13 protein-coding genes are annotated in these 13,314 nt (G+C 66.2%); 7 read left to right on the top strand and 6 right to left on the bottom strand.

Annotated features, from left to right (window positions below):
- Position 1: 1 nt before the first annotated feature.
- A complete protein-coding gene (locus tag A9975_RS35095; protein ID WP_183036747.1) occupies positions 2-931 on the top strand; it encodes an alpha/beta hydrolase in 930 nt (309 codons plus the stop codon).
- Between the two features lie 51 nt (positions 932-982).
- Here the strand turns inward: A9975_RS35095 and A9975_RS35090 are convergent, their stop codons facing one another.
- The 3 genes from A9975_RS35090 to A9975_RS35080 form a co-directional block, all read right to left on the bottom strand.
- Positions 983-1,852 carry an NAD(P)-dependent oxidoreductase gene (locus A9975_RS35090; RefSeq protein WP_183036746.1) on the bottom strand — a complete coding sequence of 290 codons (870 nt, stop codon included), beginning with the start codon at positions 1,850-1,852 and terminating at the stop codon, positions 983-985.
- Positions 1,853-1,873: 21 nt separating this feature from the next.
- The gene (locus tag A9975_RS35085) at positions 1,874-3,049 is read right to left on the bottom strand and encodes an ABC transporter substrate-binding protein (protein ID WP_370565970.1); all 1,176 of its coding nucleotides are present in this window, start codon (positions 3,047-3,049) and stop codon (positions 1,874-1,876) included.
- Between the two features lie 75 nt (positions 3,050-3,124).
- Entirely contained in the window at positions 3,125-3,772 is a 648-nt protein-coding gene (locus A9975_RS35080) for a glutathione S-transferase family protein (RefSeq protein ID WP_183036745.1), read from the bottom strand.
- 174 nt (positions 3,773-3,946) lie between these two features.
- Here A9975_RS35080 and A9975_RS38425 point away from each other — a divergent pair, with 174 nt between their 5' ends.
- Positions 3,947-4,117: a DUF302 domain-containing protein gene (locus A9975_RS38425; protein WP_255504227.1), complete on the top strand. Its 171-nt coding sequence runs from the start codon at positions 3,947-3,949 to the stop codon at positions 4,115-4,117.
- 39 nt (positions 4,118-4,156) lie between these two features.
- On the opposite strand, the gene A9975_RS35070 is transcribed toward A9975_RS38425, so the two are convergent.
- Positions 4,157-5,293, bottom strand: a complete 1,137-nt coding sequence (locus A9975_RS35070) for a zinc-binding dehydrogenase (protein ID WP_183036744.1) — start codon at positions 5,291-5,293, stop codon at positions 4,157-4,159.
- Between the two features lie 341 nt (positions 5,294-5,634).
- On the opposite strand from A9975_RS35070, the gene A9975_RS35065 reads away from it, so the two are divergent.
- The 5 genes from A9975_RS35065 to A9975_RS35045 are packed head-to-tail and all read left to right on the top strand — an operon-like array spanning position 5,635 to position 12,457.
- Complete coding sequence (locus A9975_RS35065; protein ID WP_183036743.1) at positions 5,635-7,095, top strand: MFS transporter; 1,461 nt, start codon at positions 5,635-5,637, stop codon at positions 7,093-7,095.
- Entirely contained in the window at positions 7,092-8,615 is a 1,524-nt protein-coding gene (locus tag A9975_RS35060) for an FGGY family carbohydrate kinase (RefSeq protein ID WP_183036742.1), read from the top strand. Before A9975_RS35065 ends, A9975_RS35060 begins: the two co-directional genes overlap by 4 nt.
- A 22-nt stretch (positions 8,616-8,637) precedes the next feature.
- On the top strand, positions 8,638-10,317 hold the full coding sequence (locus A9975_RS35055) for a glycerol-3-phosphate dehydrogenase/oxidase (RefSeq protein ID WP_183036741.1): 1,680 nt from the start codon (positions 8,638-8,640) through the stop codon (positions 10,315-10,317).
- Entirely contained in the window at positions 10,314-11,867 is a 1,554-nt protein-coding gene (locus A9975_RS35050) for an FAD-binding oxidoreductase (RefSeq protein WP_183036740.1), read from the top strand. Before A9975_RS35055 ends, A9975_RS35050 begins: the two co-directional genes overlap by 4 nt.
- Before the next feature lie 5 nt (positions 11,868-11,872).
- A complete protein-coding gene (locus A9975_RS35045) occupies positions 11,873-12,457 on the top strand; it encodes a glycerol-3-phosphate responsive antiterminator (protein WP_183036739.1) in 585 nt (194 codons plus the stop codon).
- Positions 12,458-12,526: 69 nt separating this feature from the next.
- Here A9975_RS35045 and A9975_RS35040 read toward each other — a convergent pair whose 3' ends face one another.
- Positions 12,527-12,766 (bottom strand): hypothetical protein, encoded by a 240-nt coding sequence (locus tag A9975_RS35040; protein ID WP_183036738.1) that lies wholly within the window; start codon positions 12,764-12,766, stop codon positions 12,527-12,529.
- 79 nt (positions 12,767-12,845) lie between these two features.
- The gene (locus tag A9975_RS35035; RefSeq protein ID WP_183036737.1) at positions 12,846-13,103 is read right to left on the bottom strand and encodes a hypothetical protein; all 258 of its coding nucleotides are present in this window, start codon (positions 13,101-13,103) and stop codon (positions 12,846-12,848) included.
- Between the last annotated feature and the right edge of the window lie 211 nt (positions 13,104-13,314).

Raw genomic sequence — 13,314 nt, 5'->3', positions numbered from 1 at the left:
CATGTCAGCCCAGCCCTCCCTCGCCAGTCTTGCGCGGCTGCCGTCGCAGGATCCCGCCTTCTATGCGCGCGAATACAACAACCGGGCCAACGTGCCCGACAATGCCGCCCACATGGCCCACTGGGCGGAGTTGTCGCGGCAGGTGCGCAAGCGCGCCGGCTGGCTGGAGGACCTGAGCTATGCCGGTGCCGAGCCCGGCCCGCATGCAGCGGACGAGCGGCTCGATTACTTTCCGGCCGAGCCGGGCGCCACCGATGGGCCGCCGCCGCTGCTGGTGTTCCTCCACGGCGGCTACTGGCGCGCGCTGGACAAGCGCGACCACAGCCTGGTGGCCAATGCGCTGCCGCACTGCGGCGTGTCGGTGGCGGTGATCAATTACTCGCTGTGCCCGGCGGTGACGGTGCAGACCATCGTGCTGCAGGCCGTGCGCAGCGTGGCGTGGCTGTACCGGGAGTCCGGCCGGCTTGGCCACGACAAGTCGCGCATCTTCGTGGGCGGGCATTCCGTCGGCGGCCACATGGCCGCGATGATGCTCACCACGCTGTGGCCGCGCGTAGGCAGCGATCTGCCCGCCGACCTGGTCAAGGGCGTGGTCTCGGTCAGCGGCCTGCATGACCTGGAGCCGCTGCGCCGGGCGGATTTCCTGCAGGTCGACCTGAAGCTATCGGCGCGCGACGTTGACCGGCTCTCGCCGGCCTTCCTGCCGCCGGCCACGGATGCGCCGCTGGTCACCGCGGTGGGCGGGCTGGAGCCGGGCGAATACCACCGGCAGACCGATCTGCTGCGCGCCGGCTGGCCTGCCAACGCGCATGCACCGGGCGCGGCGCATGTGCCGATGCCCGACAGGCACCATTTCAACGTGATGCATGATTTCGCCGACAGGGACAGTCCGCTGCTGCTGGCTGTGCGACGGATGATGGGGGTGGCTTAGCGCCTCCTTTTTGGCCACTCTTTGGCCACGCTTCGCCCACTCATCGGCCATTCAGCCCTCCAGCACCCGCAGCAACGACGACGTATCGTCCTTGCCCCAGCCCTTTTCCATCAGCGTGCCGAGCTGGCGCGAGGTGGCTTGCATGGCCGGCAGCTCCAGCCCGAGCTGGCGCGCAATCTGCGCGGCCAGGCCGAAGTCCTTGTCGTGCAGCCGCGCTTCGATACCGGGGGCAAAGTCGTGGGCGACCATCTTCGGTCCCATCATGTCAAGCATGCGGCTGCCAGCCATGCCGGTGGCCATGGCTTGCAGCACGCGGCCGCTGTCTACCTGCTGCGCCTGCGCGAAGCGCATGGCTTCGGCAATGCCTTCGATATTGACCACCTGGGCGATCTGGTTGCACAGCTTGGCGACTTGCCCTGCGCCGTGATCGCCGATGTGGGTGATGGTCTTGCCGAGCAGCGCGAGCAGCGGCCGCACGCGCTCCAGCATCTCGGCCTTGCCGCCCACCATGATGGTGAGGCTGGCGGCCTCGGCGCCGACCGTGCCGCCGGAGACCGGGCAGTCCAGTGCTTCGATGCCGCGCTCGGCCAGCCTGGCGGCAATCTCGCGGGTGACGATGGGCGAGATCGTGCTGTGGTCGATGCAGATGGTGCCCGGCGCCGCGCCTTCGATCACGCCGTGCTCGCCCAGCAGCACGGCCTGCACGTCGTCCGATGACGTGACGTTGGTAAACACCACCGAGGCGCCGCGCGCGGCTTGCGCCGGCGTGGTGCAGGGCACGGCGCCAAGCGCGCGGGCCGCGTCGGCGGCCTCGGGGCGGCGTACATAAGCGCGCACGGCGTGGCCGCCGGCGAGCAGGTGGCGCACCATCGGCGTGCCCATGGCGCCAAGGCCGATAAAGCCAATCGTCGTATTGCTCATCTCAAATATCCTTGCCTATCCTTACTTGTCTGACGCGTAGGCAAACTTGCCGTCGCGGATCACACCCATCACGCGTGAGCGCTGGTCAAAGCCTTGATGGTCCTTCGCGCTCAGGTTCATCACACCATTGGGAATGGTCAGGTTGGTGGTCGTCTCCAGCGCATCGCGCATGGCGTGGCGGAACTCGCGCGTGCCCGGCTGCGCGCCGCTCTTGCCGGCACGGCGCGCGGCATCGTCCAGCAGCATCCACGCGCCCCAGGCATCGCCGGCAAATTGGGTGATGCTGTCCGCGCCGTACTTTGTCTCATAGCGCGTCACGAAATCCAGCGCCACCTTCTTTACCGGATGGCCATCCGGCAACTGCCGCGCCACCACCACCGGCCCGGTCGGGAACAGCGTGCCTTCCACATCCTTGCCGCCCACCCGCAGGAAATCCCAGGTGGCGATGCCGTGCGTCTGATACACCTTGCCCTTGTAGCCGCGCTCGGCCAGGGTCTTCTGCGGCAATACCGACGGCGTGCCCGCGCCGGCAATCAGGATTGCATCCGGGGTGGCGGCCATCAGCTTGAGCACCTGCCCGGTCACCGAAGTATCGGTGCGCGAGAAGCGCTCGTTGGCTACCACCTTGAGCTTGCGCACGTCCGCCAGCTTGGAGAACTCGCGCCACCAGCTCTCGCCGTAGGCATCGTTGAAGCCGATGAAGCCGACAGTCCTGATGCCGTGGTTGCTCATGTACTCGGTCAGGACCGTCGCCATATGCGAATCGTTTTGCGGCATCTTGAACGCCCAGCGCCGCTTGGGGTCCGACTGCGGCTCGATGATGGCGGCCGACGCAGCCAGCGCCACCATCGGCGTCTCGCCCTCCGCCACGGCATCCAGCGCAGCAATGGCGGTGGGCGTGATGTTGGGGCCCACCACCACATCCACCTTCTCCTCGGAGATCAGCTTGCGCACATTGCGCACGGCCGCGGCCGGGTCGGAGCCATCGTCAAGGATCACGTACTGCGCGCGCTGGCCGCCCAGGGTTTGCGGCCACATCATGATGGTGTTCTTGGACGGGATGCCGATGGAGGCGGCGGGGCCGGTGGTGGAAACGTCGATGCCCACGCGGATGTCGGCGTGGGCGGGGAGGGCTTTGAGGCAGGCAAGCAGCAGGGCGGCGCACGGCAGGGCGGTGCGATTGAGCGGGTGGGGCACGGTTAGTCTCCTCGGAGTTTCTTGTTGTTGGCCTGGCGCGCGATCAGCAGGGCTGTCGAACCGTAGAACAGTCAATCAGTAATCGAGCCGCCCGCGCAATTCGTCGAACGGTACCATCACATGCTCGCGATAGGCGGGGCGTTGCTTGAGCCGCTCGTACCACGCTTCTACATTGGGCAGGCGCGGCCTCTCGATTTCCAGCTCGAAGTATCGATACAGGTTCGTCCCGGCCGGAATATCCGCCAGCGTCAGGCGGTTGCCATTGAGGAACGGACGACCGGCAAGCACACGGTCGAGAATCCGGAAGTGCTGCGCACAAAGCGCCAGGCTATTGTTGATGCCGCTCCAGTCCCGCTGCGCCGGCGGCGTGCGATAGAAGCCCCAGAACACGCCAATCAGGAAGGCAGGCTGCAAGGTGGTCTGCGACCAGTCCATCCAGCGCTCCACGTCAGAGCGCCTGCTGGCATCTTCGTCCCAGAAGCCAGGCTTGCCATGGCAAGCGGCCAGATACCGCAGGATGCTGTGCGATTCCCAGACCACCGTGCCGCCATCGTCGATGACAGGGATCTTGCCATGCGGATTCATGGCCAGGAATTCAGCCGTGTCGTTGATGCCGAAACCGCCGCCAGCCGGGATGTGCTCATGCGCAAGACCGAGCTCGCCGACCAGCCACATCACCTTCTGCACATTGAATGAGCTACGCCGCCCCCAGACCCTAAGCACAAGCATCCCCTCCCGGAATTTGCCACCATGCATCGGCAATTGTAAATCGGCAGCGGCCAGCTACCGCACTCGCCTCGCGCGGATCGACCATGCCGACGCTGCACGCAATGCCTGGCTGGCAATGCCGCCGACACAGGTGCTGATCTATGGCAACCCAAAGGGGGGGCGCCGTTGATGCTCGCGGCACCCAGCGTTACGCTGGACCTGCCTCTGCGCGTATTGGTGCGCGATGACGGCCAGGGCAGCACCTGGGTGAGCTTCCACGCTGCCGCGGAACTGGAAAGCGCTCACCCGTTGCCTGCAGGCAGCGCAGCGCCGCGCCGCTGGCCGCGGCGCAGCGGCTGATACTTGACACGGCGGGCGCGCAAGGCGCCCCGGGATGACTTAGCCTGCCAGACCCTTGTTCGGGTTGATCAGGTACTTCTCACCTGTCGCGCGCTTGTTGTAGACGGCGATCACGTCCAGGTCCAGCACCTCGGCCAGCGAGATCTCCTTCGAGTAATGGCTGGCAAAGGTGGTTTTCAGTTCCGCCACCACGCGCTGCTTGAGTTCGTTGGCCCGCTCGCGCCCGATTTTCTGCAAGAACGGGAACAGCAGCCAGCCGCCCATGCCCCACGCCATGCCGAAGCTGCGGCTGAACTCGGTCGGGCTGGTGTCCAGGCCGCCGTAGAGGTAGACCTGCTTGTGGGTGGTCGAGCCATAGCGGCTGTATTCGCGCGCGGTCTTGTTCAAGGCCGCTTCCATGCAGGTGAGGATCTGGCCGCCGAGCTTGCCGCCGCCCGTGGCGTCGAACGCGATCGTTGCGCCAGTGGCGACGAGTGCCTCGGTGAGGTCCTGCATGAACGTGGGCGACGCGGTGTTGCACACGTAGACCGCACCCTGTGCCTTGAGCAGGTCCGCCTGCTCTTCCTTGCGCACGATGTTCACCAGCTTGATGCCATCCTTGAGGCAGATCTGGTTGAGCATCTGGCCCAGGTTGGAGGCCGCCGCAGTGTGCACCAGCGCGCTATGCCCTTCGCGCCGCATGGTCTCCACCATGCCCAGCGCGGTGAGCGGGTTGACGAATGACGACGCGCCATCGGCGGGCGTGGCGCCTTCGGGCAGGACCAGGCACTGGTCCGCCGGAACGCAGCGGTACTGCGAGTACATCGCGCCGCCGATGGCGGCCACGGTCTTGCCCAGCAGCGCTTGCGCCGCGGGGGACGAGCCTGCATCGACGACCACGCCCGCGCCCTCATTGCCAACCGGCATGGACGCATCCATGCGGCCGGCCATGCTGCGCATCGCCCCTTGCGGGACGCGCGCGGTGACCACTGGGCGCGCTGCTGTGCCGCTGGCCTTGGCCGTGCTCATGTCGGCCGCACCGAACAGCAGGCCAAGATCGGACGGGTTGAGGGGAGAGGCTTCAATGCGGATGAGCACTTCATCCGGGCCGGGGGGCGGCGTGTCGATGCTGTCTAGCGACAGCTCGAGTTCACCGCTGCTCTTGATTAGCGAACGAAGTTGAAGGCCGGTGCGCATTCGATGTCTCCTTGATCTGTCGGTGTGCGGTGTGCAGTGCGAGATGGGCGAGGCGGCAACGTGAGGCCGCTCTTGCCGGAAGAATCAGCAATGTAGCAAGTTCCTGGGAAACGCGTACTGGGCCGGAAATCCAGGTCATGCGCCTGCCGACAGACCGTCATGCATCGCGCTGATGGAGGCGTATCAATATGCGCTCGTCCACGCGCTTGCCCTCCTTGACACCCCGAATCTTTCAACCTAAAGTTCGCCTGCAGATCTAGATAAGAGACCATCTGTAAGATGGTCTCTTCCTGCGTGCAGCTTGCTGCGGCCTCTTACAGAAATAAAACAAGGAGACCGCTGTGCAATCCACGATCAAGATCCGTGGCATCGATGATGTCATCGCATTTATTGATTCCTGCCCGGGCATAAAAGGTAGAGCCGGCCTCATCTGGTGGCTTGCGCTGGGAGGACTGTTCCTTGACGCATTTTCCAATTCCGCATTGAGCGCCGGGCTCGGGCCCATGACGCGGAACCTGCAGCTTGCCGCTTCGCAAGTTGCGCTGCTGACGTCCTTTGCTTCGTGGGTGGCGATCGCCTTCAATCCCATCGGCGGATGGATGGCGGACCGCTGGGGCCGCATTCGCCCGCTGATCATCGCGAAATTCCTGGCGGTGATTGGCGCGCTGCTGGTGGTGTTCGCGCCTGGCTTCGAAGTGATCCTCGTCGGGCGCTTCTTTGTCGGCGCGGCCTATGGCATCGACTTTGCCATCGCCATGGCAGTGCTGGCCGAATTCACGCCGGTCAGGTTGAAGAGCCGGCTCAATACCTGGCAGGGCATGTGGTACACCGCGGTCTGCAGCAATTTGCTGCTGGCGTTGTTGTTCCATTCGTGGAATGTGGGCGACGCCATCTGGCGCTACTCCGTGGCGGCCACCGCCATCTTCGGGCTCGGCATCCTGGTGCTGCAGCTTGCGTTCCTGGTGGAGAGCCCGATCTGGCTGGCGCGCAAGGAGCGGCTGGTCGACGCCGCCAAGGCAATGACGCGGATCTATGGCCGGCCCTTTTCCGCAGCGCCGGAGGAAGAGCGCCTGCCGGTGCTGAATCAGGCAAAGCGCGGGCTGGCCAATGTGCTGCTGATCTTTCGCGGTGTGTATCTGCCGCGCACCATTCTTGCAGCGACGGTGCAGATCGGGCAATCCATCCAGTATTTCGCGGTGGGTTGGTATCTGCCGCTGATCAGCGCGGCGCTGTTCGGCAAGGATTTTGTCTACGCCACGGTGGGTGCGCTGGTCTTCAACGTCTTTGGCATCCTTGGTGGCTTCATGTCGCCGCTGATCGGGCGCAAGCTGGGTCTGCGCCGTGCTTCCGCCTTTGGTTTCGCCGCCGTCTTCGTCATGCTGCTGATCCTCGGCCTGTTCAACGGCAAGATGCCGATCTGGGTGGCGGTGATCGTGCCGTCGCTGTTCATCCTTTTCCATTCAGGCGGTCCCGGCGCCAACGGCAAGAGCCTTTCGTCGCTGTCGTTTCGCAGCGAACTGCGCGCGGGGGCCAACGGCATCATCGGCGCACTGGGCTCAACCGGCGCCGCACTGGGCCTGTTGATCTTCCCGCTCTTCCGGGAGAAATACGGCCTGGAGACGACCTTTCTCATCCTCTCGATCGTGCCGCTGACGGCCAGCATCATCTGCTTTGCCATCAAGTGGGACCCGACGCGCACCACCATCCATCCTGACAACGAAGCCGACGCGCCGCAATTCGGCGGCGACGAGGCGCCGGCCCCGGCGTTCCTCAACCCGGCGATAGAGAAATCCCAACGATGAAGACCAACAGGAACGTCATACTCGCCATCGACGAAGGCACGTCCGGCACGCGGGCGGCCGTGGTTGCCGCCGACGGCCATGTCTCGTGCCTCGAGTACACCACGCTGCAGGTGGACGCGCCACGGCCCGGCGTGGTCGAGCAAGATGCCAACGCGATACTGGAAAAGACGATCGCCGTCTGCCGCGCCACCATCGCACGCGCGCAGCAAGAGCAGTTGCGCATTGTCGCGTTGGGCATTGCCACGCAGCGTGCCACCGCGGTGCTGTGGGATACCCGCAGCGGGCGGGCGATCGTGCCCGCCATGGTCTGGCAGGACACGCGCTATGTCAGTGAGCTCAGCGCGCTGGCGCCAGCCTGGGACAAGACGCTGCTCGAGCAGGTCGGGCGACCGGTCGGCGTGCGTTCTCCCTACCTCTGGGCCGCGCGCCATCTGCGGGACACGCCCGAGGTGGCCGAGGCGTTTCGCGCGGGCAGCCTGGCGTTTGGCACCATCGACACCTGGCTGCTCTGGCATCTGTCCACCGAACGCGCCTGCGTGACCACGCCGACCAACGCCACCTCCGCCAGCGCCTACGTGCTGGCCGGGCACCGCTATCACCTCGGCTGGCTCGATGCGCTGGGCTTCCCGCACACGCTGTTGCCCGCGCTGCGCCAGGACGCCGACGATTTCGGGCGCACGCGCCCGGCGCTGCTGGGCATCGACGTGCCGATCCTCGCTTGCGCAGGCGACCAGCTTGCCGGCGCCGCGGGGCTCGGATGCCTGGAGCGCGGGCAGTCGATGTGCGTGCATGGCACCGGCAGCTTCGTGGACCTGGTGATCGGGCCGCAGCCACCGGCCAAGGCCGGCCTGTACGACGGCACCCTGACCATGACCGCGCGCCGGCAGCACGATGTCTCGCATCTTTCCGTGGAAACGTTCGTCGCCACCACGGGCTCCGCGCTGAACTGGGTTTGCGAGAAGCTGCGCTGGTTCGAGAGCGCGAAGCAGATCAGCGCGCTGGCCGCCACCGCCGACTCCGCGCGCGGCGTGACCTTCCTGCCCGCGCTCACCGGGCTGCGCGTCCCGCAGATGCAGCCAGGAGCCCGCGCGTCGCTGACGGGCATCTCCATCGCAAGCACGCAGGCCGAGGTGGCCTACGCCATCCTGGAAGGCATCGCGCATGCCGTGTCGTCCTGCATGGAGGCCAACGAGGAAGTCGCCGGCGTGCCCGTGGCCGAACTCATCGTGGGTGGTGGCCTCTCCGGCAGCGACGCGCTGCTGCAAATCCAGGCGGACCTGACCGGCATGCCGATCCGGCGCATGCGCGAGACCGATCGCGCCAGCTTGCGCGGCATCGCCTTCTTCGCGGGCTCGTCGGGGCTGCTGTGGGACTCGCTGCAGGACGCCCGCGCGACCAATGAAACCGATGCCGTGTTCGAGCCACGCCTTGGCGCCGACCAGCGCGGCGAGCGCCGCGCGCTCTGGCACGCGCGGGTCGCGTCCGAGTTGCGCCACGCGCAAACCTTCCATCACCACTGACCTGCCAGGAGATCGCCGAAACATGATGGTTTTTCCATCCAGAAGTCCCAGCCGGGACCGCGCCAGGATGACATCCACGGAACCGCTGCGCCTGGTGCGCCAGGCGCAGCTCGATCGCCTTGGCAGCGAGACCTTCGACATCCTCATCGTCGGCGGCGGCGTGACCGGCGCCTATGCCGCGCTGGATGCCAGCCTGCGCGGCTATCGCGTCGCCCTGGTGGAGAAGAACGATTTCGCCTCCGGCACATCGTCCAAGTCCTCCAAGATGGTGCATGGCGGATTGCGTTACATCGAACAGGGCAACCTCGGGCTGGTGCGTCATTCCTTGCTGGAGCGCCAACGCCTGCGCAGGAATGCGCGGCACCTCGTGCAGCGCCTGCCGTTCCTCTTTCCCGTGATGGAGAAGGACGGCGTGTTCGACAAGCGCCTGTCCAAGGCATTCGAGAGCCTGCTCTGGACCTACGACCTGGCGGGCGGCTGGCGCGAAGGCATCCTGCATCAAAAGCTCACCAAGGCCGAGGTGCTGTCGCATTGCCCGACCTTCAACGAGGAGAACCTGCTCGGCGGCTTCATGTACTTCGATGCGCGCGTGGACGATGCCCGGCTTACGCTGAACATCGCCCGCACCGCGGCCTTTCACGGCGCGGCAGTGGTCAACCACGCGAAGGTGGTGGAGATCACGCGCAACGGGCACGGCAAGGTCGACGGCGCCATCATTCATGCCGGGGATCGAGAGATCCGCGCCAGGGCCGGCGTTGTCGTCATGGCCACTGGCGTATGGCTGCGTGACTGGACCGGCCGCAAGAAGGGCGAGGAAAAGACGCTGCATATCCGCCCGGCCAAGGGCGTGCACGTGGCCATTCCCTGGCTCAAGGTCCGCAACGACTGCACCGTGACCATCCCCGTGCCGGGGCGCAACCGCCGCGCCACCATCACGCGCTGGGGCAACGTCTCCTACCTGGGCACCACGGACGAAGACTACGAAGGCGATCTCGACAACGTCTGCTGCACCCGCGAGGAACTCGACTTCCTGCTGGACGGCGCGCGCTGGGCGTTGAAGACGGACCTGCAGGCCGAAGACGTGCTGGGCAGCATCGCGGGCTGCCGGCCGCTGGTGGCGCCGCCGGGGGGCAAGACGCTGGAGATCAAGCGCAACCATGAGATCCATACCGCCGCCGATGGTCTCGTCACCATTGTCGGGGGCAAGCTGACCACCTCCCGGCACATGGCCGAGCAAACCATCGACGCGGCCCAGAAAGTGATTGGCCAGCGCAACAGATGCCAGACCAAATCCGCGTACCTGCTGGGTGCCGCGGGATACGACGCGCAGGCCATCGTGGCTTCCGGCGGCTTGTCCGCCCACCTGGGCGAGCGTTATGGCACGGAAGCCCGCTTCGTCAGCGACATCCTGCAGGCCGATGCGCGCCTGCAAGCACCGATTGTCGAAGGGCTTCCCTATACCGAAGCCGAGGTTGTCTACGCCGCGCGCCACGAGCTGGCGGGGAGCGTGGACGACGTGCTCTCGCGCCGCATCCGCGCCCGCCTGATGGCGCGCGATGCCTCGGCGCGCGCCGCGTCCCGCGTGGGCGCAATCCTGCAGGCCGAGCTTGGCCTGTCCGAATCCGTGGTGGCGCAGCAGGTCAATGACTACCTGGCTGCCGTCGCACATGAAAAATCCGTTCTACTGGGAGATGCACAATGATCAGCAAGGAAGCCATCAAGCGCGGCTACAACCGTGGCAACTATGTCGTCGGCGCGCACACGCCGCCGGCCTATGCGGCCACCATCAAGGTGACCTCCAGCATGCCCGGCCTGCAGCGCAACGCCGTCGCCGTGGATGCCGCGCACATCGATGCGCTGCGCGGCGTGGCCGATGAGGTGCTGACCGATGCCGCCAGCGTGGTGGCCTGGACGCGCGACTGGTGGGCCGGCTCCATGATGACCGAGACCGCGGGTCGGCCGGCCACGCCGCAAGCTGTCATCGTGCGCGTGTCCACCGTCGGGCAGATCCAGGCCGTCATGCGGATCGCGCACGCGGCGGCGATCCCGTTGACGGTGTCGGCGGGCCGCAGCAATGTCACCGGCGCTGCGCTGCCGGTGCGCGGCGGCATCGTGCTGGACGTGTGCGAGCTGAACAAGGTGCTGGGCTTCGACAGGGAAAGCCAGGTCGTCGAGGTGGAAGCCGGCCTGTTCGGCGACGTGTTCGAGCAGACCATCCAGAAGGACTACGGCATGACGATGGGCCACTGGCCATCGTCCTTCGCCATCAGCACCGTGGGCGGCTGGGTGGCGTGCCGCGGCGCCGGGCAGCTTTCCACGCGCTACGGCAAGATCGAGGACATGGTCTTCGGCATGGATGTGGTGCTGGCCGACGGCAGCCTGATCAGCGTGGGCGGCTACTCGCGCGCAGCACTCGGCTCGGACCTGCAGCAGCTGTTCATCGGCTCGGAAGGCACGCTCGGCGTGATCGTGCGAGTGCGCCTCAAGCTGCATCGGCTGCCGGACTACGGCCGCGCCATTGCCTATGGCTTCAAGACCTTCGCCATCGGCCTGGAAGCCTGCCGCGAGATCATGCAGCGCGGCGCCAATCCCGCAGCCCTGCGCCTGTACGACGCGCTTGAGAGCCGCGTGCAGTTCAACCTGCCGGACACCAACGTGCTGCTGATCGCCGACGAGGGCGCGCGCGAGATGGTCGATGCCGTGATGGCCATCAGCGAAGGCGTATGCAAGGGGCTCGGCGATGCGCTGGACAGCGAAGCGATCTTCGAGCGCTGGCTGGATACGCGCTACCTGACCGGCAAGAGCGCGGAAGGCTTCAAGCGCAGCCCCGGCTTTGTCGCCGACACGCTCGAGATGTCCGGCCCCTGGCGCGACCTGCCCGCCATCTACACGGACGTGGTCAACGCCATCAACGCCGTGCCCGGCACGCTCGCCGGCTCCGCGCACCAGTCGCATGCCTATGTGGACGGCGCCTGCCTGTACTTCTCGCTGCGCGGCGAGGTCGAGGTGGAGAACCGGGCGAAGTGGTATCGCCAGGCCTGGGATGCCGCCAACGCGGTGTTGATCAAATACAATGCCGCGTTGAGCCACCATCACGGCATCGGGCTGCTGCGCGCGCCGTATATGCGCGAATCGCTGGGCAGTGCGTTTGCGGTGCTGACGGCGGTCAAACAAGCGCTGGATCCCAAGAACATCCTCAACCCCGGCAAGCTCGGCCTGACGGACGCGCTGCCCCACGACCCGGATCGGTAAGCACCATGGATAAGTCCCTCGGGGCACGCCTGACGCGGCACCCGGTTATCGCGACGCTCTTCGGTGTCGAGCAGGCCGATATCCTGATCGAGAGCCACGCCGAGGTCTGCATCGTTGCCAACGTGGAGCTGCGCAAGCTGCAGCCCGTGGTGGCCACGCTGACCAAGGCCGGCAAGTACGTCATCGTCAATATCGACAGTTGCGAAGGGCTGTCGCAGGACAAGGGCGGCGTCGAATATCTCGCCGATATCGGGGTGACCAGTCTCGTCTCGACCCGGGTAGCGACTATCCAGCGCGCCAACCGGGCCGGCCTGATCACCATGCAGAAGGTGTTCGTGACCGACCGTTCGACCTGGCCGCGCAGCGTCAAGGCGCTGGAGCAAAGCGATCCCAACCTGGTGCAGTTGATGCCCGCGCCCATGCTCGCGCATCTATCCACCCAGGACCGCAAGGCGCTGCCGCCCATCGTGACCTCGGGGTTCGTCTGCAACAAGGACGACATCCGCAGCGCGATCCGCGAAGGCGCCGTGGCGGTGTCCACCAGCGACAGCAAGCTGTGGAACCTGGAGCCGTCCGTGCTGAAGTCCTGATGCCATGGAGCCATCAAGCCTGATCGAGCGAAAGCACGCCTGCGCGTGCTTTCGCTCGCCGGGCGCCGCTCAGCCCCTGGCGCCGTCGGTGTACGGGTCAACCTGGCGAGCGCCTTCGCCGAACGAATCGAACTTGCCGGTGCGGCCGCCGTCGGTGTATGGGTCCACTTTGCCGGCCCGGTAGTTGTAGCCGTAGCGGTCACCATAGAGGGTACGGTCCTGTGGGCCGGCGGCCTGGGCGGCGCCGGCGAGCAAGGCCGCCGCAAGTGCTGCGGCGGAGAGGGTGGCAGTGGCAAATTTGTTGTGCATGGTGTGCTCCTTGAATGCGGGGTTCGGCCTCTTCCGTGCCGTTGGATCTCGTGACGTTCGTGGCGTTAAAGGGCAGGGGTCAGAGAGGAACGATCTTCGGCTCGCCGGAGTCGGGCCCCATCAGCGGCCCGTGATAGATCGGCGAGCCGCACGGGAACGAGTTCGGGATCGCAGGCATCTCCGGCATCCCAGGCAGCTTCGGAAACTCGCCATAGCCGGGATCCCTGCGGATGATCATGGGCATGGGGTAGACACCGGTGCCGCCGGTCACGGCGATCCGGGCGGCCTGCTCAAGCTCGCTGAGGCGAGGCAGGTTTCCGATGGATAGGGTGGGCATGGTCTTCTCCTGAGTGGGTTGTGATGGAGGAGCGCCGGGCTCGGCGCTCCCCCTTCACCACGCACACGGCATGCCATGGCCTGGCGCCGCGCAGTGTGCGCGGGCGGGCATAAATCCGGAGGAAAACGATGGTGCGGCGCCAACACGCCGGGCAAGCGTCGGTGGCACGCAGACACCTGCGCGGGATTTTCGTCCGTGACTTGCGCGACAC

The sequence above is a fragment of the Cupriavidus sp. UME77 genome (genome assembly GCF_014170355.1).
Lineage (GTDB): Bacteria > Pseudomonadota > Gammaproteobacteria > Burkholderiales > Burkholderiaceae > Cupriavidus > Cupriavidus basilensis.
This window is presented reverse-complemented; position numbering and strand designations above follow the sequence as displayed.